General features: G+C 74.0%; 14 protein-coding genes. 12 read left to right on the top strand and 2 right to left on the bottom strand.

The window, feature by feature from the left end; genetic code table 11:
- The first annotated feature begins 6 nt into the window (after positions 1-6).
- The 6 genes from AMK27_RS10250 to AMK27_RS10225 all read left to right on the top strand — a co-directional run bounded on the left by AMK27_RS10250 (position 7) and on the right by AMK27_RS10225 (position 12,649).
- Positions 7-7,227, top strand: a complete 7,221-nt coding sequence (locus AMK27_RS10250; RefSeq protein ID WP_073905954.1) for an amino acid adenylation domain-containing protein — start codon at positions 7-9, stop codon at positions 7,225-7,227.
- Positions 7,228-7,341: 114 nt separating this feature from the next.
- Positions 7,342-8,163 carry a 2,3-dihydro-2,3-dihydroxybenzoate dehydrogenase gene (locus AMK27_RS10245; protein WP_073904896.1) on the top strand — a complete coding sequence of 274 codons (822 nt, stop codon included), beginning with the start codon at positions 7,342-7,344 and terminating at the stop codon, positions 8,161-8,163.
- Between the two features lie 81 nt (positions 8,164-8,244).
- Positions 8,245-9,450 carry an isochorismate synthase DhbC gene (dhbC, locus tag AMK27_RS10240; protein WP_073904895.1) on the top strand — a complete coding sequence of 402 codons (1,206 nt, stop codon included), beginning with the start codon at positions 8,245-8,247 and terminating at the stop codon, positions 9,448-9,450.
- Entirely contained in the window at positions 9,447-11,180 is a 1,734-nt protein-coding gene (locus tag AMK27_RS10235) for a (2,3-dihydroxybenzoyl)adenylate synthase (RefSeq protein WP_079188328.1), read from the top strand. The genes dhbC and AMK27_RS10235 overlap by 4 nt, the downstream gene beginning before the upstream one ends.
- Positions 11,181-11,276: 96 nt before the next feature.
- A complete protein-coding gene (locus tag AMK27_RS10230) occupies positions 11,277-11,900 on the top strand; it encodes an isochorismatase family protein (protein ID WP_073904893.1) in 624 nt (207 codons plus the stop codon).
- 8 nt (positions 11,901-11,908) lie between these two features.
- Positions 11,909-12,649 carry a 4'-phosphopantetheinyl transferase family protein gene (locus AMK27_RS10225; protein ID WP_073904892.1) on the top strand — a complete coding sequence of 247 codons (741 nt, stop codon included), beginning with the start codon at positions 11,909-11,911 and terminating at the stop codon, positions 12,647-12,649.
- Here AMK27_RS10225 and AMK27_RS10220 read toward each other — a convergent pair.
- Complete coding sequence (locus tag AMK27_RS10220; RefSeq protein ID WP_073904890.1) at positions 12,589-14,403, bottom strand: ABC transporter ATP-binding protein; 1,815 nt, start codon at positions 14,401-14,403, stop codon at positions 12,589-12,591. The genes AMK27_RS10225 and AMK27_RS10220 overlap by 61 nt on opposite strands.
- A 74-nt stretch (positions 14,404-14,477) precedes the next feature.
- Here AMK27_RS10220 and AMK27_RS10215 point away from each other — a divergent pair, with 74 nt between their 5' ends.
- From AMK27_RS10215 to AMK27_RS10200, 4 genes are all read left to right on the top strand, one after another.
- Positions 14,478-15,068 (top strand): TetR/AcrR family transcriptional regulator, encoded by a 591-nt coding sequence (locus AMK27_RS10215; RefSeq protein WP_073904889.1) that lies wholly within the window; start codon positions 14,478-14,480, stop codon positions 15,066-15,068.
- Between the two features lie 182 nt (positions 15,069-15,250).
- Complete coding sequence (locus AMK27_RS10210) at positions 15,251-16,303, top strand: iron-siderophore ABC transporter substrate-binding protein (RefSeq protein WP_073904887.1); 1,053 nt, start codon at positions 15,251-15,253, stop codon at positions 16,301-16,303.
- Positions 16,304-16,354: 51 nt separating this feature from the next.
- Positions 16,355-17,356, top strand: coding sequence for a FecCD family ABC transporter permease (locus AMK27_RS10205; protein ID WP_274535742.1), 1,002 nt, complete (start codon positions 16,355-16,357; stop codon positions 17,354-17,356).
- The gene (locus AMK27_RS10200; RefSeq protein WP_073904884.1) at positions 17,353-18,453 is read left to right on the top strand and encodes a FecCD family ABC transporter permease; all 1,101 of its coding nucleotides are present in this window, start codon (positions 17,353-17,355) and stop codon (positions 18,451-18,453) included. The genes AMK27_RS10205 and AMK27_RS10200 overlap by 4 nt, the downstream gene beginning before the upstream one ends.
- Positions 18,454-18,479: 26 nt before the next feature.
- On the opposite strand, the gene AMK27_RS10195 is transcribed toward AMK27_RS10200, so the two are convergent.
- On the bottom strand, positions 18,480-19,052 hold the full coding sequence (locus AMK27_RS10195) for a histidine phosphatase family protein (RefSeq protein WP_073904883.1): 573 nt from the start codon (positions 19,050-19,052) through the stop codon (positions 18,480-18,482).
- A 335-nt stretch (positions 19,053-19,387) separates the two neighbouring features.
- On the opposite strand from AMK27_RS10195, the gene AMK27_RS10190 reads away from it, so the two are divergent.
- Together AMK27_RS10190 and AMK27_RS10185 are read left to right on the top strand one after the other, a co-directional pair.
- Positions 19,388-19,615 (top strand): CbtB domain-containing protein, encoded by a 228-nt coding sequence (locus tag AMK27_RS10190; protein WP_073904881.1) that lies wholly within the window; start codon positions 19,388-19,390, stop codon positions 19,613-19,615.
- Positions 19,616-19,629: 14 nt separating this feature from the next.
- The gene (locus AMK27_RS10185) at positions 19,630-20,454 is read left to right on the top strand and encodes a CbtA family protein (RefSeq protein WP_073904880.1); all 825 of its coding nucleotides are present in this window, start codon (positions 19,630-19,632) and stop codon (positions 20,452-20,454) included.
- Positions 20,455-20,590: the final 136 nt, after the last annotated feature.

Genomic DNA, 20,590 nt, shown 5'->3' with positions numbered 1-20,590 from the left:
GAGGACATGCTGCCGCTGTCCCCCCTGCAGCAGGGCATGCTGTTCCACTCCGTCTACGACGGCGAAGGCGCCGACGTGTACACCGTGCAGGTGTCGGTCGGCCTGGCCGGTCCTGTGGACGCGGAGCGCCTGGAGCGGGCGGCGGTGGCGCTGCTGCGCCGGCACCCCAACCTGCGGGCCGGTTTCTGGCACGAGGGGGTTCCGCAGCCGGTGCAGTTCGTGCCGGCGGAGGTGACGTTCGGGGTCGAGCGGGTCGATCTGTCGGAGCCCGGGGCGAAGGGCGTCGACGGTGCGCCCCTAACGGGCGCCTCGGTCGAGGAGCGGCTCGCCGGGCTGCGGCGGGCCGAACTGGCCCGGCGGTTCGCGCTGCACCGGCCGCCGCTGCTGCGGCTGGTGCTCGCGCGGCTGGCCGACGGGGACCACCGGCTGGTCGTCACGGTCCATCACATCCTGGTCGACGGCTGGTCGATGCCGCTGCTCGTGGGCGACCTGCTCGCGCTGTACGCGGCCGACGGGGACGCCTCGGGGCTTCCGGCGGTCCGCCCGTACCGCACGTATCTGAAGTGGCTGAAGGAGCAGGACACGCCGGCGGCGGAGGCGGCCTGGCGGTCGGCGCTCGCCGGGGTCGAGGAGGCGTCGCTGGTCGCGGCGCCGGATCCGGCGCGGGCGCCGGTGCGGCCCGGGGTGCACGCCCTGGAGCTGTCGGCGGCCGCCACGGACCGGCTGACGGCGGCGGCGCGGCGGCTCGGGACGACGCCGAGCACGCTGATCCAGTGCGCGTGGGGGCTGCTGCTCGGCGGTCTGACCGGGCGCTCCGACGTGGTGTTCGGTCTGACGGTGTCGGGCCGGCCGGACGAGATACCGGGGGTCGAGTCGATGCTCGGCCTGTTCATCACGACGGTTCCGGTGCGGCTCGCCACCCGGCCCGAGGAGACGGTCGAGGGGCTGCTGCGGCGATTCCGTGACGAGCAGAACGCGCTCCTGGCCCACCACCACCTGGGGCTGCGGCTGATCCAGAAGCAGAGCGGCGGCGGGGAGCTGTTCGACACGCTCGTCGTGATCGAGAACTATCCCGTGGACCCGTCGGCGCGCGAGACCGTCGCCGGCGGGGTGCGGGTGACGGGCGTCGAGGCGGAAGACGCCACGCACTACCCGCTGACCCTCGCGGTGTCCCTGGACGCGCGGGCCGAACTGCGGCTGGAGTACCGGCCGGACGTGTTCGACGCGCGGGCGGCGGAGCGGATCGCGGACCGGCTCGCGCACCTCCTGGACCGGATCGCGGCCGAGCCCGGCACGGCGGTCGGCGCGCTCGCGCTGCTGCCGCCCGCCGAGCTGGAGCGGGTCCGGAGCAGCTGGCCGGGGACGGTGCGGGACGTGCCGTCGGGGACGGTCGCGGACGTGTTCGCCGAGCGGGCGGCGCGTACTCCCGGGGCGACGGCGGTGGTCTGCAAGGAGACGTCGCTGACCTTCGCCGAGCTGGACGGTCGGGCCGCGCGGCTCGCGGGGCTGCTCGCCCGGCGCGGGGTGGGGCCGGAGTCGGTGGTGGCGCTCGCCGTGCCGCGTTCGGCGGAGACGGTGGTGGCGATCCTCGCCGTGCTGAAGGCGGGCGGCGCCTATCTGCCGCTCGACCTGGACTATCCGGCGGACCGGCTGGGCCTGATGATCGAGGACGCGGCGCCCGCGTTCGTGCTGACCACCGCGCGGGCGGTGGAGCTGCTGCCGCCGGCCGGGGACGGTCCGGAGCGGATCGTGCTCGACGCCCCGGAGACGGCCGCCGCGCTCGACGCCTTCCCGGCCGGGTTCGCGTCGCCGGAGATCGCGGACGGGCACCCGGCGTACGTCATCTACACCTCGGGGTCGACCGGGCGTCCCAAGGGCGTGGTCCTCACCCACGGCGGGCTGTCGAACCTGTACGCCAACCACGTCGCCGAGGTCTTCGGCCCGGTGGTGGACGCGACCGGCGGACGGACCCTGCGGGCGCTGCACACGGCCTCGTTCAGCTTCGACACCTCGTGGGAGCAGCTGTTCTGGCTGGTGGCCGGGCACGAGCTGCACGTGCTCGACGAGGTGGGGCGCAGGGACGCCGAGTTCGTCGTCGGGTACGTGCGGGAGCACCGGGTGGACGCGATGGACGTCACCCCGACGTACGCGCTCGGGCTGCTGGACTGGGGTCTGCTCGACCCGGCCCTGCACCGTCCGGCGCTGCTGCTGCTCGGCGGTGAGGCGGTGCCGGAGGCGCTGTGGTCCGCGGTGCGGGCGGCGAGCGGGGTGATGTCGGTGAACCTCTACGGTCCGACCGAGTACACGGTGGACGCGCTCGCCGCGGACCTGGCCGACAGCGCCACCCCGGTGGTGGGGCGGCCGATCGGCAACACGCGCGCGTACCTCCTGGACGCGGCGCTGCGGCCGGTGCCCGCCGGCACGACGGGTGAGCTGTACCTCGCGGGGCACGGTACGGCGCGCGGCTATCTGGGCCGGTTCGCGCTGACCGCCGAGCGGTTCGTGGCCGACCCGTTCGGGCCGCCCGGGACGCGGATGTACCGCACGGGCGATCTGGCGCGGCTGCGGGCGGACGGCGAGCTGGAGTACCTGGGCCGCGCCGACGACCAGGTGAAGATCCGTGGTTTCCGGATCGAGCCGGGCGAGGTGGAGTCGGCGCTCGCGGCGGTGGCCGGGGTCGACGCGGCGGCGGTGGTGGTCCGTGAGGACACGCCCGGCGTGAAGCGGCTCGTCGGCTATGTGACCGGTGCGGCGGAGCCGGCCGCGATCCGCGCGGAGCTGGCCGAGGTGCTGCCGGACTACATGGTTCCGGCCGCGGTGGTGGTGCTCGACGCGCTGCCGTTCAACGTGAACGGCAAGCTGGACCGGGCCGCGCTGCCCGCGCCCGTGCTGGGTGCCTCGCCCGCGTCCCGGGCCCCGAGCGGGGAGCGGGAGGAGGCGCTGTGCCGGGTGTTCACCGAGGTCCTCGGGCTTCGCTCGGTCGGGGTGGACGACGACTTCTTCGCCCTGGGCGGCGACAGCATCGTGTCGATCCAACTGGTGACGCGGGCGCGCAAGGAGGGCCTGGTCCTCACCCCGCGCGACGTGTTCGAGCAGCGGACGGTGGCGGGGCTCGCGGTCGCGGCCCGTACGCCGGACGAGCAGGCCGCGGCGCGGACCGCCACGGACTCCGGCGGGCCGCTCGTGGAGCTGGACGAGGCGGGGCGGGCGCTCCTCGACCGGGTGTTCCCGGGCGCGGCGGAGGTGCTGCCGCTGGCGCCGCTCCAGGAGGGGCTGTACTTCCACGCGCAGTACGACGACCGCGCGCTCGACGTGTACCTGATGCAGAACTTCGTGGAGCTGCGGCACGCGGTGGACACGGCCGCGCTGCGCGCCGCGTTCGACGCGATGCTGCGCCGGCACCCGAACCTGCGCTCGGGGTTCTGGCACGAGGGCCTGGCGGGTCCGGTGCAGGTGGTGCCCCCCGCGTGGGAGCTGCCCTGGGACGTACGGGATCTGGCGGCTCTGGACCGGGCGGAGCAGGACGAGGCGCAGCGGGCGTTCTCGCTGGAGGACGCGGCGACGCGGTTCGACCTGTCGGCGCCGCCGCTGATGCGCGTGACGCTGCTGAAGTTCGCCGAGGACCGGTGGATGCTCTGTGTGACGCAGCACCACATCCTCACGGACGGCTGGTCGGAGTCGCTGTTCTTCGAGGAGCTGTTCCAGCTGTACGGGGCGGGCGGCCGCGCGGAGGTGCTGCCGCCGGTCACTCCGTACCGCGCGTACCTGCGGTGGCTGGCGGGGACGGATACGGAGGCGGCGCTGGCCGCCTGGCGGAGCCATCTGTCGGGCCTGGACCAGGCGACGCTGGTGGCGCCGGCCGATCCGGCGCGGCAGCCGGTGACCGCCGAGGTGGTGGACCTCGCGCTCGGCGAGGAGACCAGCGACCGGCTGCGGGCCTTCGCCCGGGGCTGCGGCGTCACCCTGAACACGGTGCTGTCGGCGGCCTGGGCGCTGTCCCTGTCCGGGATGACCGGGCGGGACGACGTGGTGTTCGGGGCGACGGTCTCGGGGCGTCCGGCGGAGGTGCCGGGCGTCGACCAGATGATCGGCATGTTCATGAACACGCTGCCGTTCCGGGTGACGCTGCGCCCCGCGGAGACCCTCCGCGAGCTGCTCGTGCGCACCCAGGGCGAGCACGCGGAGCTGCTGCCGCACCACTACCTGGGCCTGGGCCGGATCCAGCAGGCCGCCGGGGTCGGGCAGCTCTTCGACACGCTGTACGTGTTCCGGAACACGCCCCTGGACGACACCGCGCGCGAGGAGGCGGTGGAGCGGCACCAGATCGGCTGGACGCACAGCGTCGACGGCACGCACTATCCGCTGACGCTGGCCGTCACGCCCGACCGCTCGCTCGAACTCAGCCTGGCCTACCGTCCCGACCTCTACGACCGGGGCACGGCCGAGGAGCTGGCGGGGCGGCTGCGGCTGCTCGTCGAGCAGTTCGCGGCGGGCGGCGCGACGCCCGTCGGCCGGCTGCGCACCCTGGAGGGCGCCGAGCGGGCCGCGCTGCTCGCCCTCGGGGACGACACGGGGCACGCGCTGCCGGACGTGTCGTTCATCGAGCTGTTCGCCCGGCAGGCCGCGCTGACGCCGGACGCCACGGCGCTCGTCTTCGAGGACGAGCGGCTGAGCTACGCGGAACTGGACGAGCGGGCGAACCGGCTGGCCCGCGCGCTGCTCGGGCGCGGCGCCGGACCGGAGCGGACGGTGGCCCTGGGCCTGCCGCGTTCGGCGGACTTCGTCGTCGCGCTGTTCGCGGTGCTCAAGGCGGGGGCGGCGTACCTGCCGCTGGACCTGGACCACCCGGTGGACCGGCTGGCCGCGATGGTCGAGGACGCGGGTCCGCTCTGCCTGGTGACGAGTGCGGCCGTGTCGGGCCGGGTGCCGGTGGTGGCGGGCGTGCCGCCGCTGGTCCTGGACGATCCGGCGACGGTCGCGGAGCTGGCCGCGCTGCCGGGCGGGCCGGTGGCGGAGGAGGAGCTGTCGGCTCCGCGTGACGGCCGGCACCCGGCGTACCTGATCTACACCTCGGGTTCCACCGGCCGTCCCAAGGGCGTGGTCGTGCCGGGCTCGGGTCTGGTGAACATGCTGCTGAACCACCGGGAGCGGATCTTCGAGCCCGCGGTGAAGCTGGCGGGCGGGCGCCGGATGCGGGTCGCGCACACCGTGTCGTTCGCGTTCGACATGTCGTGGGAGGAGTTCTTCTGGCTCGTCGACGGGCACGAGGTGCACGTCATCGGCGAGGAGCTGCGGCTCGACCCGGCGGCGCTGACCGCGCACTACGACCGGGTCGGCATCGACGTCGTCAACGTCACCCCGTCGTACGGGCAGCAGCTGGTCGACGCGGGCCTCCTGGACGAGGGACGGCACCGGCCCGCCCTGGTGCTGCTCGGCGGCGAGGCGGTGCCCGACTCCCTGTGGGCGCTGCTCGCGGAGACCGAGGGCACGATGGGCTACAACCTGTACGGGCCCACCGAGTACACGATCAACGCGTTGGGGGCCGACGTCGGCGCCAGCGCCACCTCCTGTGTGGGCCGGCCGATCCACAACACCCGGGCGTACGTGCTCGACGGCGCGCTGCGGCCGGTGCCGCGCGGAGTTCCGGGCGAGCTGTACCTCGCGGGCGCGGGACTGGCGCGCGGCTACTTCGCGCGGCCGGCTCTGACGGCCGAGCGGTTCGTGGCCGATCCGTTCGGCGGGCCGGGCACGCTGATGTACCGCACCGGCGACCTGGTGCGCTGGCGCGGGGACGGCGGGATCGACTACCTGGGCCGGGCGGACCACCAGGTCAAGATCCGCGGTTTCCGGATCGAGCTGGGCGAGATCGAGTCGGCGCTCGCCGCCGCGCCCGAGGTGGCGGCCGCCGCGGTGGTCGTGCACACGGGGGCGAACGGGGTGAAGCGGCTCGTGGCGTACACGGTGCCGGCCTCGGAGGCGGACCGTGCGGACCCGGAGGCGGTGACGGCCGCGCTGCGGACCCGGCTGGCGGCGACGCTGCCGGAGTTCATGGTCCCGTCGGCCTTCGTGGAGCTGCCCGCGCTGCCGCTGACCGTGAACGGCAAGGTGGACCGGGTCGCGCTGCCCGCCCCGGCGTTCGCGGACGCGGGCAGCGGCCGGCCGCCGAAGGACGCCCGTGAGGAGCTGCTCTGCGGGATCTTCGCGGACGTGCTCGGTCTGGAGCGGGTCGGGGTCGAGGACAACTTCTTCGAGCTGGGCGGGCACTCGCTGCTCGCGATGCGGCTCGTCGGCCGCATCCGCGACGAGCTGGGCGTCCCCGTCCAGGTGGGCACGGTGATGTCGGCGCCGACGGTCGCGGACGTGGCGGCCCGGATCGGCTCGGACTCGCGCCGCGACGCGCTGCGGGTGCTGCTTCCGCTGCGGGAGCGGGGCTCCAGGGCACCGCTGTTCTGCTTCCACCCGGCCTCCGGGTTCAGCTGGCAGTACACGGGCCTGCTGCGTCACCTCGACGCGGCCCGGCCGGTGTACGGCGTCCAGTCCCCCGGCCTGGCCGGGGAGCTGCCGGACGCGGCGGACGTCGCGGAGCTGTGCGAGCGGTATCTGACGGAGATCCGCGCGGTGCAGCCCGAGGGGCCGTACCACTTCGCCGGGTACTCCTTCGGCGGGACGGTGGCGCACACCCTGGCGGCGATGCTCCAGGAGCGCGGCGAGGAGGTCGCGTTCCTCGCGCTCCTGGACGCCTACCCGCCGGAGCGGGACGACTGGGCGTACCTGGAGACGCCGGAGTGGCGCGAACGGCTCGAACAGGAGGAGAACGGCTTCCTGCTCTCCGTGGCGGGGCTCGGGGCCGAGGCCGCCGGGCGCGGGGACGTGTCGCGCGAGGAGGCGGTGGCCGCGATCCGGGACAGCCAGGGTCTGCTCGCGGGCTTCGACGACTCCCTGCTGCACGCGATCGTGGAGACCAACGTGCACTGCGTACGGCTGCTCTCCCGCAGCCGCACCCGGCACTTCCGGGGTGACGTCCTGTTCTTCACGGCCTCGCGGACGACTCCGGACGGCGAGACGCCGCAGCTGGTCTGGCCCGCGCACGTGGACGGCGTCCTCACCGAGCACGTCCTCGACCGCGGTCATGACGAGCTGATGGCTCCGGAGGCGCTGGAGGAGATCGGCCCGCTGCTGGACAGGGCGCTGCGGGCGGTCGCGGACGGTCCGTCACCTCGCGTGTGACACCAGTCCGTTCGGGACTCCGAAGCGGGGGGCGGCCTTCGGGCCGCCCGCCGCGGCAAGTCCATGGGTAATGCGAACGACTTAGGTTAGGCTTACCTAAGTCAAGGAGGTATTGTGACTGAAAGCAGCAGACCCCGTGGCGAGTTCGACGGCCGCGTGGCGCTCGTCACCGGCGCCGCGCAGGGCATCGGCGAGGCCGTCGTGCACGCGCTCGCCGCGCGGGGCGCCACCGTCGCCGCGACCGACCGGGCCGCCGGCGCGCTCGCCGAGAGCGTCGCGCGACTGGCCGGTGACCACGACGGACAGCGGGACCGGACCGCGGGAGCGGTCGTGCCCTACTCCCTTGACGTCACCGACGGGGTCGACGTGACCCGCACCGTGGGCCGCGTCGAGCGCGAACTCGGCCCGGTCGACATCCTCGTGAACGTCGCCGGGATCCTCAGGACCGGACCCGCCCTCGACCTGACGGACGAGGACTGGGCGCAGGTCTTCGCGGTCAACACCACGGGCGTCTTCCACCTGTCCCGGGCCGTGGTCTCCGGAATGGCCGCCCGGGGCACCGGGTCCGTGGTGACCGTCGCCTCCAACGCCGCCGGCATCCCCCGCTCCGGAATGAGCGCCTACGCCGCCTCCAAGGCCGCCGCCGTCGCCTTCACCAAGTGCCTCGGGCTCGAAGTCGCCGACCGGGGCGTCCGCTGCAACGCCGTCTGTCCCGGCTCCACCGACACCCCCATGCAGCGCGCGCTCTGGGACGGGCCCTCCGGCCCGCAGCGCGTCATCGCCGGAGACGTCGCGAGCCACCGCACCGGCATCCCGCTGGGCCGCATCGCCGACCCGGAGGACATCGCGGAGACCGTGGTCTTCCTCGCCTCCGACCGAGCCCGCCACATCACCATGCAGGACATCTACGTCGACGGCGGCGCCACCCTGCGATGACGGGCCGGGCCTCGCCGCCCGCCCGCCCCGCACGGAGCCGCCCTCCGACCCCCACCCCTCAGACCGAAACCAAGGAGCCCCGTGTCGACGGTCCACCAGGTCGCCGCGCACACGTCCGCGCCCGCAGACCCCCACGCCTCCGTCGGAGCGGCCACCGCGCTGCTCGACGCCTTCCGCCGGGGCGACCGCTTCCTCGCCACGCCCACCCGGACCCTGCTCGCCCACGGCGTCCAGCGGGAGGTCCCGCACGGGACCGCCCCGGTCGCCCGGCGGGTCGCCGACGCCCTGCGGGAGGCCCGCTCCGCCGGCCTGGCCGCCCCGGTCGTCATCGGCGCCCTCCCCTTCGCCCAGGACGCCCCCGCCGCGCTCGTCATACCCGAGGCCGTCCGCACCGGACCGGCCCTCGCGTACGACCCGCTGGTCGCCCTGCCCGCGGCCGAGCCCCCGGCCGTCGCCTGGTCGGTCCGGCCGGAGCCGGAGCCCGAGGTGTACGCCAAGGGCGTCGCCTCCGCCGTCGACCGCATGTGGAACGGCGAGTTCAGCAAGGTGGTCCTCGCCCGCACCCTGGAGGTGACCGGCCCCGACGAGCTGGACCTCGCCGCGATGGTCCAGCGGCTCGCCCGCCGCGACCCGGCCGGCTACACCTTCGCGCTGCCCACCGGCCCCGACCGCACGCTGCTCGGCGCCAGCCCCGAACTGCTGGTCTCGCGCCGCGGCGACCGGCTGGTCTCCAACCCGCTGGCCGGCTCCATCCCCCGCAGCGACGACCTCGCCGAGGACGTGCGCCGCGCCGCTGCCCTGCTCGAGTCCGCCAAGGACCTCCACGAGCACGCCGTGGTCGTGGACGCCGTGCACCAGGTGATGGCCCCGTACTGCTCGGCCATCGAGGTGCCGGCCCGGCCCTCGCTGATCCGCACCGCCACCATGTGGCACCTCTCCACCACCGTCACCGGAACCCTCGCGCGGCCGGAGGTGTCGGCCCTGGAGATCGCCTCCGCACTCCACCCCACCCCGGCGGTCTGCGGTACCCCGACGCAGCTCGCGAGACAGGTGATCCGCGAGACCGAGCCCTTCGACCGGGGGTTCTTCACCGGCATCGTCGGCTGGGGCGACGCGGAGGGCAACGGCGAGTGGGTCGTCACCATCCGCTGCGCCGAGGCCGAGGGCAGGACCCTGCGCCTGTACGCGGGGGCCGGCATCGTCTCCGCCTCCGTGCCCGAGGCGGAGACCGCCGAGACCGCCGCCAAGTTCCGTACCTTCCTGAACGCCGTGGGAGCCGAGCTGTGACCGCACCGACCCGGCCCACCGCAGCGGACACCGCATCGGATGCGGCTCCGGACACCGCTCCGTACACCGCACCGGACACGGCGCCGGACGCGGCCCGGGCGGACACCGCCACCGCGCCCGCCTGGCCCGCCGAGTTCGCGGAGCGCTACCGCGCGGCCGGCTGGTGGCGGGGCGAGACCTTCGGCGCCGTGCTCCGCGCGCGGGCCGAGGCCCACCCGGACCGCGTCGCCGTCGTCGACCACGCGGGCCCGGGCGGCGCCCGCCGCGCCTGGACCTACGGAGAGCTGGACCTCCGCGCCGACCGACTCGCCGCCGGGCTCGCCGCCCGCGGCATCGGCCGCGGCGACAAGGTCGTCGTCCAACTCCCCAACCTCGCCGAGTTCTTCGAGGTGATCTTCGCCCTCTTCCGGCTGGGCGCGCTGCCGGTCTTCGCGCTGCCCGCCCACCGCGAGTCGGAGATCTCCTACTTCTGCTCCTTCACCGAAGCGGTCGCCTACGTGGTCCCGGGCGAGGACGCGGGCTTCGACCACCGCGCCCTCGCGACCACCGTGCTCGCCCGGACGCCCTCGCTGCGGCACGTGTTCGTCGTGGGCGGGGACGCCGGCCCCTTCGAACCGCTCGCCGACGTCCCCGCCGAGCCGGTGCCCCTCGCCGGACCCGCCCCGTCCGACCTGGCGTTCCTCCAGCTCTCCGGCGGCAGCACCGGCGTGCCCAAGCTGATCCCCCGGACCCACGACGACTACATCTACTCGCTGCGCGGCTCCAACGAGATCTGCGGGGTCGACGAGAACAGCGTCTACCTCTGCGTGCTGCCCGCCGCGCACAACTTCCCGCTCTCCTCGCCCGGTTCGCTCGGCGCCCTGTACGCGGGCGGCCGTGTGGTGATGTGCCCGCGGCCCGCGCCGGACGTGGCGTTCCCGCTGATCCAGGACGAGGGCGTCACGATCACCGGTCTCGTACCGCCGCTCGCGCTCGTCTGGACGGACGCCGCCGCCGCGTCGGCCTACGACCTCTCCAGCCTCGACGTCCTGCTCGTGGGCGGGGCGAAGTTCGGCGAGGAGGCCGCCCGCCGGGTCAAGCCGGCCCTCGGCTGCACGCTCCAGCAGGTCTTCGGGATGGCCGAGGGCCTGGTCAACTACACCCGGCTCGACGACGACACGGAGACGATCGTCACCACCCAGGGCCGGCCGATCTCCCCCGACGACGAGATCCGGGTCGTGGACGACGAGGACGAGGACGTGCCGGAGGGCACGACGGGGCATCTGCTGACCCGCGGCCCGTACACCATCCGCGGCTACTGGAACGCGCCCGAGCACAACGCCCGCGCCTTCACCGCAGACGGCTTCTACCGCACCGGAGACCTCGTCCGGCTCACCCCGAGCGGCCATCTGGTGGTCGAGGGACGCGCCAAGGACCAGATCAACCGGGGCGGCGAGAAGATCGCCGCCGAGGAGGTGGAGAACCACCTGCTGGCCCACCCGTCGGTGCACGACGCCAACGTGGTGGCCGAGCCCGACCCGTACCTCGGCGAGCGGAGCTGCGCGTACGTGATCCCGCGCGCCGACGCCCCCGCGGTCGGGGCGCTCGCGCTGAAGCGGTTCGTCCGGGACCGGGGGCTCGCCGCCTTCAAGGTGCCCGACCGGATCGTCTTCGTCGAGGCCTTCCCCACGACCGGTGTCGGCAAGGTGTCCAAGAAGGACCTGCGCGCGCGGACCGCGCCCGGGACCTGACCCCGTACGCCGCCGCTCCCGCTTCACCGAGCCCCGCCCAGCAGACCCGCCACCAGCAACAGCAACAGCACCAGCACCCGCCGAAACGGAACCGTCATGACCCTGCCCACCGTCGCGCCCTACCCCATGCCCCGCCCCGGCGAGCTCCCCGCCAACCGGGTGGGGTGGACCGTCGACCCGGACCGCGCCGTGCTCCTCGTGCACGACCTGCAGAACCACTTCCTCACCCCGTTCGACGCCGAGGCCGAGCCGCTCACCGCCCTGCTCGCCAACCTCGGCCGGCTCCGCAAGGAGGCCGCCAGGCTCGGTGTGCCCGTCGTCTACACGGCGCAGCCCGGTGGCCAGACCCCTGAACAGCGCGGCCTCCAGCAGGACTTCTGGGGACCGGGCGTACCGGCCGACCCGCAAGCCGTGGCCATCGCGGACGCCGTCGCCCCCCGGCCCGGCGACACGCTCCTGACGAAGTGGAAGTACAGCGCCTTCGTCCGCACCGACCTGCTGGAGCAGCTGCGCGAGCAGGGCCGCGACCAGCTGGTGGTCACCGGCGTGTACGCGCACATCGGCGTCCTGATGACCGCCTGCGACGCGTGGATGCAGGACATCCAGGCCTTCGTCGTCGCCGACGCCGTCGCCGACTTCTCCGAGCGCGAGCACCGGATGGCCCTCGCATGGGCGGCGGGCCGTTGCGCGGTCGTCACGACGACCGACCAGGTCTTCTGAGCCGTACCGTGCACTACGAGGAACTGGCGGGCCACCCCGGGGTGGTGGCCGTCGCCGTGCACCCGAACGCGGCGGCGGCCCGCGCGCTCGCCCCGTTGCTCGACTCCGCGGAGACGGCCCGGTCCCGCGCCTTCCGTCGCCCGGCGGACGCCGACCGGTACCTGGTCGCCCACGTGCTGCTGCGCCTGGTCCTGGCCGAGCGCGTCGGCACCCGGCCCGACCGGCTGGTCTTCGCCCGCTGGCCCTGTGCCGGGTGCGGCGGCCCGCACGGCAAGCCCCACCTGCCGGACCACGACGACACGCACTTCTCGCTCTCCCACGCGGGCGACCGGGTCCTGGTGGCGCTCGCGTCCGTGCCGGTGGGGGTCGACGTGGAGACCGTGCCGGCCGACGGCGTGGTGCGCGACGTGGGGACCGCCCTCCATCCGCGCGAGCGGGCGGAGCTGGCCGCCCTTCCCGTCAGCGCCCGCGCGGGCGCCTTCGCCCGCTGCTGGGCACGGAAGGAGGCCGCGCTCAAGGCGACGGGCGTCGCCCTGGTCCGGGGTGCCGTCGAGCCCTATGTGGGGACGGGCCTCGCCCCCGCCCCCGGCTCCGGTGTTCGCCTCACCGACGTACTCCTCTCCGACGGGCACGTCGCCGCCGTCGCCCACGAGGTGCCGTGCCCGGCCGGCCCGCCGGACGGGGGCCGTCAGGTCACGGGGGCGCCGGTGACGGCGGAGATCCGCAGGGACTCGACCAGGTCGCGGTAGAGGGTGTCGGACACGAGGAGTTCCTCGTGCCGGCCCCGCGCCCGGACCCGGCCCGCCTCCATGACGACGATGGTGTCCGCGTCGACCACCGTCGACAGCCTGTGCGCGATCGTCACCACGGCGCCGGTTTCCGCGCGGGAGCGGACGCACTCCTGCACGGCCGCCTCGGTCAGGCCGTCGAGCTGGGCCGTGGCCTCGTCGAGGAGCAGCACGTCGGGGGTGGCGAGCAGCGCCCGGGCCAGGGCGATGCGCTGCCTCTCCCCGCCCGACACGTTCGCGGTGGCGAGGGGCGCGTCCAGTCCCTCCTCCAGTCCTTCGACCTTCTCCGTGAGCCGTACGTCGTCCAGGACGCGCAGCAGTTCCTCGGTGGTGGCCTGGGGCCGGGCGAGCAGCAGGTTGTCGCGGAGGGTGCCGGGGACGACGGGGGTGTCCTGCTCGACATAGGCGAGGCGGGCCCGGATGTCGGCGTGGGCGTGGTCGCGGTACGGCCGTCCGTCGAGGAGCAGTTCGCCGCCGGTCGGCTCCAGGAACCGCAGGACCAGGGAGAACAGGGTGGTCTTGCCCGCTCCCGAGGGGCCCACGACGGCGGTGTGGCCGCGCCGGGGGATGACGAGGTCGACGCCCCGCACGGCCGGCTCGGCGTCCGGGCCGTACGCGGCGGTCACGTTCCGCAGCTCCAGGACGGGCACGTCGTCGCGGAGCTCCTCCAGTTTCTCCAGTTCCGTCAGTTCCTTCAGTTCCTTCAGTGCGTGGAGCTCGGGGAGTTCGGGGCGCCCCGGGGACGGTGCGGACTCCTCGGACGGCAGGGCGTCGGCCTGCCGGATGCGTTCGGCGGCGGCGATGCCCGACTGGAGGGCGGTCACGTTCTGGCTGAGTTCGTTGATGGGGTCCATCAGGGCGAAGGTGTAGAGGAGGAAGGCGATCAGACCGGACACCTCGAGCCGGCCCTCGCCGACGCGCCAGGCGCCGACGGCGAGGATCGCGATGATGGCCAGGTTGACGCCGGACCAGGCGATCGTCCAGGCCAGCGACTCGCGGCGGACGGCGCCGACCCCGAAGGCGGCCGAGGCACGCGCGTCGGCGAGGATCCGCTCGGTCATCCGCTCCTCGGCACGGTTGACCTTGACGGTACGGATCGCCCGCAGTGTGCCTTCGAGGACGCCGCCGAGCCGTCCCACGTGCTCCTGGGCCTGCTGCTGCGACTTCGCGATGCCGGGCATGAGGAAGGCGAAGGCCAGGCCGACCAGGGCGACGGCGGCCACCGTGGTGGCGAGCAGCACCAGGTCGAGGAAGCCCATGAGGACGAGGCTGCCCACCAGCATCACCGCTCCGTTGATCAGGCCGACCAAGGAGGAGGCGGCGGCCTGGCGCAGCAGCACGGTGTCGGAGGTGACCCGGGTGACGAGTTCACCGGTGGGGCTCCGGGTGAGGGCGGGGACGGTGGCGCGCAGGAAGCGCCGCACGACCGACTCGCGCGCGTCGAGGACCACCCGCTCCCCCAGCGCCCCGAGCAGGATCCACTGCCAGTAGGACACCCCGGCGCCGACGAAGAGCAGCACGACGAGTGTCGCCACGGGGCGTGTGAGGGAGGAAGCGCTGCCGAGTGCGTCGAGCACGTGCTTGGTGACCATGGGCGTGGCGAGGCCCAGGGCGGAGGCGACCAGGGCGAGGGCGAGCCCCTTGGCCAGGGTGCGCCGGTGCGGGCGGGCGAAGGACCACAGGATGCTCAGACGGGGCGCAATGGATGACGACATACCCACAATGGAACACCTCTGTTCCAGAAAGGTCAAAGGCTTTCCCAAACGGTATGAGGGGTTACCGTGTGCGCATGGGGTCCGACGACACTCCCGCGCACGGCGCGGCCACCCGCGAGAGCGCCACCCGCGCCCGCACCCGGCGCGCGATCCTCGACGCCGCCGTCTCCGTCCTCACGGCCGACCACAGCGCGTCGCTGGGCGATGTCGCCGAGGCGGCCGGGGTGGGACGGACCACCGTCCACCGCTACTTCCGCGAGCGCTCCGACCTGCTCGCCGCGATCGGCACGGACGTGTGCGACCGGGTCGCGGCGGCGGCCGACCGGGCACGACTCGACGACGGGCCGGCACCCGAGGCGCTGGAGCGGCTCTGCCTGGAGTACTTCGAACTCGGCGACCGCCTGCTGCTGTTGTACGACGTCCCGCAGTTCGTCGCGTGGTCCGGAATCGAGGAGGAGTCCGCGGCCGACCTGTCCCTGCTCACCCTCATCCGGCGCGGCCAGCAGGAGGGGACGCTCGACCCCGAGGTCGACGCCGGGTGGCTCCAGGACGTCATGTGGGCGCTGCTCTACGCCGCCTGGACGCAGGCGCGCGACCAGGGCACCCCCAAGCACACGGCCCTCTCCCTGTGCCTGCGGACCCTACGGAAGGCCGTCGCGCCCTGAGGAGTCGGCCGGGTGCCGTGTCGATCACACCGGGATCGCGGCCCCTGGCGTCCACGCCCGGGCGGGAATAGGTTAGGCTCACCTAACAAGCGCCGAGCTGATCGTTGCCCCGCGGACCTCCGTCCGAGGGGCCGTCGGTCGGGGCCCTCGTACATCCCCCTGCCCGGAGACAAGGAACCACCATGCCTTCTGTGTTCACCCCCCTTCGCCGTCGCGCTCTCGTGGCGGGCGCCGCCGCGCTCTCGCTCGGCCTGCTGGTGACCGGGTGCGGCTCGGACGACAAGAAGGACGACGCGGCGGGCTCGGCGGGCAAGGCCCCTGCGGGCGCCTTCCCCGTCACCATCAAGAGCGCCCTCGGTTCGGCCGTCATCAAGGACAAGCCGAAGCGCGTGGTGACCCTCGGCCAGGGCTCGGCCGAGACCGCCATCGCCCTCGGCAACGTCCCGGTCGGTATCGAGGAGTACCCCTGGGGCAGCGACAAGAGCGGCTACCTCCCCTGGATCCACGACGCGGTGAAGAAGTCCGGCGCCACGCTGCCCAAGCAGTTCAAGGGCGGCGAGGAGCTCGACATCGAAGCCATCACCGAGCTCGAGCCCGACGTCATCCTCGCCCCGTGGTCCGGTCTGACGCAGAAGCAGTACGACATCCTCAAGGACATCGCGCCCACCGTCGCCTACCCCGAGAAGGCGTGGAGCACGAACTGGGACCAGCAGATCGAGATCGTCGCCAAGGCGCTCGGCCAGCCGGAGAAGGCCAAGGACCTCGAGGCGAAGATCGAGAAGCAGCTCGCCGACGCGGCCGCCTCCCGCCCCAACTACAAGAACGTCACGTTCTCGTACATCTACAACACCGGCCCCGGCACCCTCGGCGTCTTCAAGCCCGAGGAGCAGCGCGTGGCGATGGTCTCCAAGCTGGGCCTCAAGGTCGACCCGGTCGTGAACACCTTCCCGGAGACCGAGGGCACCGACTCCGCCCTCATCGGCCTGGAGAACGCCAACAAGCTGGCGAAGAGCGACATCGCCTTCACGTTCTACATGGACGAGAAGTCCCGCAAGACCGTCGAGGCCCAGCCGCTGTACGCGGCCATCCCCGCCGTGAAGAAGGACGCGCTCGTCTACAGCCACGACACTCCCTTCGTCACCGCCTCCTCGATGATCAACCCGCTGACGGTGCCGTACAGCATCGAGCGCTACCTCCCGATGATCGACAAGGCCGTCGCCAAGGCCGGGAAGTAACCACGGGTCCCCCAGGTGACCACTCTCTCCAAGACCGCTCAAGGCCCCGCCGTGGTACGGCGGGGCCTTGGCCGGCATGTCCTGGCCGCCGTCCTGTGCCTGGCCCTGCTCGCCCTGGCGCTCCTCGCCAGCGTGATGTTCGGCAGCAAGCCGACCTCCGCCGGTGACGTCCTGCGGGTCGTCCTCGGCGACGGCGGCGACGCGTACACCCGTACCGTCGTCGAGAGCCGCTACCCCCGCACCGCCCTCGGTGTGCTCGCGGGTCTCTGCCTCGCCGTCGCCGGCACCCTGATGCAGGGCATCACGCGCAATCCGCTCGCCGAGCCGGGACTACTCGGCATCAACGCGGGCGCGTCCGCCAGCATCGTCGCCGCCACCGCGTTCCTCGGCGCCTCCGGGCAGCGGGAGACGATCTGGTGGGCCCTCGTCGGCGCCCTCCTGACCGGTGTCGTCGTCCATGTCGTCGGCACCGCCGGCGGCGGCGGTGGCCCGGTGCGGCTGGTCCTCGCCGGCGCGGTGCTCTCCGCCGTCCTCGCCGCCTTCATCCAAGCGGTCGCCCTGTCCAAGCCGCAGGTCTTCGACACCTACCGCTACTGGGTGGTGGGCGCGCTCGGCGGTCGCGGCTTCGACGCCTTCTGGGCGGTCGTGCCGTTCGCCGCGGCCGGCTTCCTGCTCGCCCTGCTGCTCGCGCCGGGCCTCAACGCGATGGCCATGGGCGACGACAAGGCGGCCTCCCTCGGCATCAGCCCGGCCCGCGTCAAGGGCGCGGGACTGCTCGCGGCGACGCTGCTCGCCGCCGCCGCGACGGCGGCCGTCGGGCCCATCGCCTTCGTCGGCCTCGCCGTCCCGCACGTCGTCCGCGCGCTCGTGGGCGCGGACTTCCGGGCCCAGATCCTCTTCACCTCCCTCGCGGGGCCGACGCTGCTGCTGTTCGCCGACGTCATCGGCCGGATCGTGCTGCGCCCGCAGGAACTCATGGTCGGGGTGGTCACCGCCTTCGTCGGTGCGCCCGCCCTGCTCTTCGCCGTTCGCCGTATGAGGGGAGCGGGATGAAGACCGCCGACCGGATCGACTCTCCGGACAGCACGGAGGCGACCAGGCCGCGCACACCGCGACCCGCCGGCCGCGGTGTGCTGCGCATCGGCCCCTGGGTCGCCGTCCCCGTGCGCCGTACCACCGTGATCGCCGCCGTGGTCTCCCTGCTGCTGCTCTGCGCCGCCGCCGTGGCCACCCTGTCGATGGGCCGGCTGGGCATCGCCCTGCCGGATCTGCCGTCGGCCCTGGCGGGCGACGCCACCGGCAAGAACGCCTTCGTCCTGAACAGGCTGCGCGGCCCGCGGCTCGTGGTGGCCATCGCGACCGGCGCCGCCTTCGGCCTGTCCGGGGCCCTGTTCCAGTCCGTCACCCGCAATCCGCTGGGCAGCCCCGACGTCATCGGGCTCGGCGCCGGAGCCGGAGCGGGCGCGGCGGCCGCCGCCCTGTTCCTGCCCGACGTCATGCCGGTGGCCGTCGGCGCGCTGCTCGGCGCGATCCTCGCGATGACGGTCGTGTTCCTCTCCACCGGCACCGGGTTCCGCAGTCCGGGACGGCTCGTGGTGGCCGGCATCGGCGTGGCCGCGATGGCGACCGCGCTCACCCAGTACGTGGTGTACGCCGTCGAGCGCGACAAGGCCAGCGCCCTGACCGCCTACATCAACGGCAGCCTCTCCGCCCGCTCCTGGGACGACGCGGCGACCATCTGGACGGTGCTGCTCGTCTCCCTGCCGTTCGCGGCGCTGCTCGCCCGGCCCCTGAGCATCGGTGAGATGGGCGACGACCTCTCCACGGGTCTGGGGGCCCGCCCGGGGCGGACCGCGACCTGGGCGGTGGTGCTGTCGATCGTCCTCTCCGCCGGAGCCGTCAGCGTGGCGGGACCGATCGCGTTCATCTCGCTGACCGCGCCGCAGATCGCCAAGCGGGTCACCCGCAGCGGCGGCCCGCACCTGGTCATGTCCACCCTGCTCGGAGCCCTGCTGCTGGTCCTGGCGGACCTGACCGCGCAGCAGTTGCCGCTCTTCGACGACCTGCCCGTCGGCCTGTACACGATGGCCGTCGGCGGCGCGTACCTCGGCTATCTGCTGCTGCGCGAGTGGCGGCGTCCCGCCGCCTGACCGGTGAGAGCTGTCGCCGAAGGGGCCTATGCGGGCCCGAGCGGGTCGCCGACGCGCAGGTTCCAGCGCTCGGCGCGCCCGCTCAGGTGCACCGCGGTCAGGGGCCGTACGTCGAGCCGCAGGGCCGCCTCGTCCGGCGCCCCGAGCGCGTGGACCAAGGCGGCACGGATCACGTCCGGTTCGGCGACGACCGTGACGCGGCCCGAGCCGGCCCGCAGTCCGTCGAGCCAGGCCCCGACCCGTCCGCGCAGCTCGCGCGCGGACTCCCCGCCGTGGGGTGCCGCCGCCGGGTCGGACAGCCAGACGCCGAGCGCCGCCTCCTCCTCGGCGGCGACCGCCGCGAGGGTCCGTCCCCGCCATCGCCCCATCGCGCAGCCGGCGAGCGCTCCCACCGGCTCCGCCGAGAGACCGAGGGCCTCCGCCGTCCGGCGGCAGCGTGCCGAGGGCGAGGAGTACGCGCGCGAGGCCGGGTCGACGGCGGAGGCGACGGACTCGGCCCGGGCGATCCCCTCGGGGCCGAGGGGGCCGTCGTCGTCGAAGCCGACGTCGCGCGGCGAACCGCTCGTGGCGGGGGAGATCAGCGTCAGCCGGAGGGTCATCGGCTTCCTTCTCGGTCGGGTCCTGGGGCGGCGCCCAGGGTAGTCCCGGGCCGTTGTGCCGACTGCGCCGAGCCGCTGCCACCGGCCCCGGGGGCGCGCGAACGTGATTCAGGCCTCACGCCCTTGGCGGCGCATCCGGTGCGCGGTACGGTCGGGCGACATTTGAACAGCGTGACGACGGCGAGACGGAAGTCCGGTGGGAATCCGGCACGGTCGCGCCACTGTGAGCCGGGCGCCGCCCTTCCGACCGGGAGGCGGTGACGCGGTGAGTCAGACCCGTGGACCGTCGTCCTGCACCACCGTCCGGGACGCGAGTTCCCGCAGGAGGTTCCATCATGGCCGAGGCTGTCGTCTCCGCTGCCGCATCCGCCCCTTCCGTGGCCGTTCCGGCCCCGCTGCCCGTCCGGGCCGTTCTGCCCTGGGCGTTCTTCGTCGGCCTTCTCGCGCTGATCGCGCTGTACTTCGTGGGCGCCGAGCAGGGTGCCACCTCTCTGATCGCGGGCTCCGACGTGCACGAGTGGGTGCACGACGGTCGTCATCTGCTCGGCTTCCCCTGCCACTGAGAGGCGATCCGCACATGCACGCCTCAACTGTCAGATCCCTGCTGGTCCGCGGCATGCTCGCGGGCCTGATCGCCGGTCTCCTGGCCTTCGCCGTCGCCTACGTGGTGGGTGAGCCTCCCGTGGACGGCGCGATCGCCGTCGAGGAGGCCCAGGCCGCCCAGGAGCCGCACCCCGCGCCCGACGCCCACGCCGGCCACGGCGGCACGGCGGCCGAAGCCCCGGAGGAAGAGGAGGAGGCGGTCAGCCGCCCCGTCCAGTCGACCTTCGGACTGGCCACCGGTGTCCTCGTGTACGGGGTGGCGCTCGGCGGCATCGCCGCCCTCGCCTTCTCCTTCGCGCTCGGCCGCATCGGCCGGTTCAGCCCCCGGGCGACGGCGGCGCTCACCGCGGCGGCGGCGTTCACCACCGTCTATCTGGTGCCGTTCCTGAAGTATCCGGCGACCCCTCCGGCCGTCGGCAATCCCGACACGATCGGGAAGCGCACCACCCTGTTCTTCCTGATGATCCTGCTCAGTGTGCTGCTCGGGCTCGCCGCGGTGATCGCGGGGCGCCGCCTCGCGCCGCGTCTGGGCAACTGGAACGCGACCCTGGCCGCCGCGGCCGGGTTCGTCGTCGTGACCGGTGTCGCCTTCGTGCTGCTCCCGGCGAACGACGACGCGGTCAAGGCGGGCTTCCCCGCCGCGCTGCTCTGGGAGTTCAGGCTGGCCTCGCTGGCCGTCCAGGCGGTGCTGTGGGCGGTGTTCGGCGTGGTCTTCGGCGTCCTCGCCCAGAAGGTCCTCGCGGCCCGGACCGCCGGCGTCGACGCTCCGGCCCCGGCCGGGGCACCGATCCCGGGCTGACCGCCCGGACGCCCCGCGCGGACCGCTCGCCGACCGCCCCGTACGCCACGCGTACGGGGCGGTTCCGCGTCCTCCCGGGGACGGGGGCCCGGCCTCCCGCGCGGGCGGGGGCCCGGCGCGCCGCCGGGCCCCCGCC

The organism is Streptomyces sp. CB02009, assembly GCF_001905825.1.
Classification (GTDB): Bacteria; Actinomycetota; Actinomycetes; order Streptomycetales; family Streptomycetaceae; genus Streptomyces.
This window is presented reverse-complemented; position numbering and strand designations above follow the sequence as displayed.

Bases quoted from the DNA above. Each gene is read 5' to 3' on its own strand.
- AMK27_RS10250 (WP_073905954.1), top strand. From the start codon at position 7: ATGCTGCCGCTGTCCCCCCTGCAGCAGGGCATGCTGTTCCACTCCGTC.
- AMK27_RS10230 (WP_073904893.1), top strand. From the start codon at position 11,277: ATGACCCTGCCCACCGTCGCGCCCTACCCCATGCCCCGCCCCGGCGAG.
- AMK27_RS10220 (WP_073904890.1), bottom strand. From the start codon at position 14,403: ATGTCGTCATCCATTGCGCCCCGTCTGAGCATCCTGTGGTCCTTCGCC.
- AMK27_RS10215 (WP_073904889.1), top strand. From the start codon at position 14,478: ATGGGGTCCGACGACACTCCCGCGCACGGCGCGGCCACCCGCGAGAGC.
- AMK27_RS10210 (WP_073904887.1), top strand. From the start codon at position 15,251: ATGCCTTCTGTGTTCACCCCCCTTCGCCGTCGCGCTCTCGTGGCGGGC.
- AMK27_RS10200 (WP_073904884.1), top strand. From the start codon at position 17,353: ATGAAGACCGCCGACCGGATCGACTCTCCGGACAGCACGGAGGCGACC.
- AMK27_RS10195 (WP_073904883.1), bottom strand. From the start codon at position 19,052: ATGACCCTCCGGCTGACGCTGATCTCCCCCGCCACGAGCGGTTCGCCG.
- AMK27_RS10190 (WP_073904881.1), top strand. From the start codon at position 19,388: ATGGCCGAGGCTGTCGTCTCCGCTGCCGCATCCGCCCCTTCCGTGGCC.
- AMK27_RS10185 (WP_073904880.1), top strand. From the start codon at position 19,630: ATGCACGCCTCAACTGTCAGATCCCTGCTGGTCCGCGGCATGCTCGCG.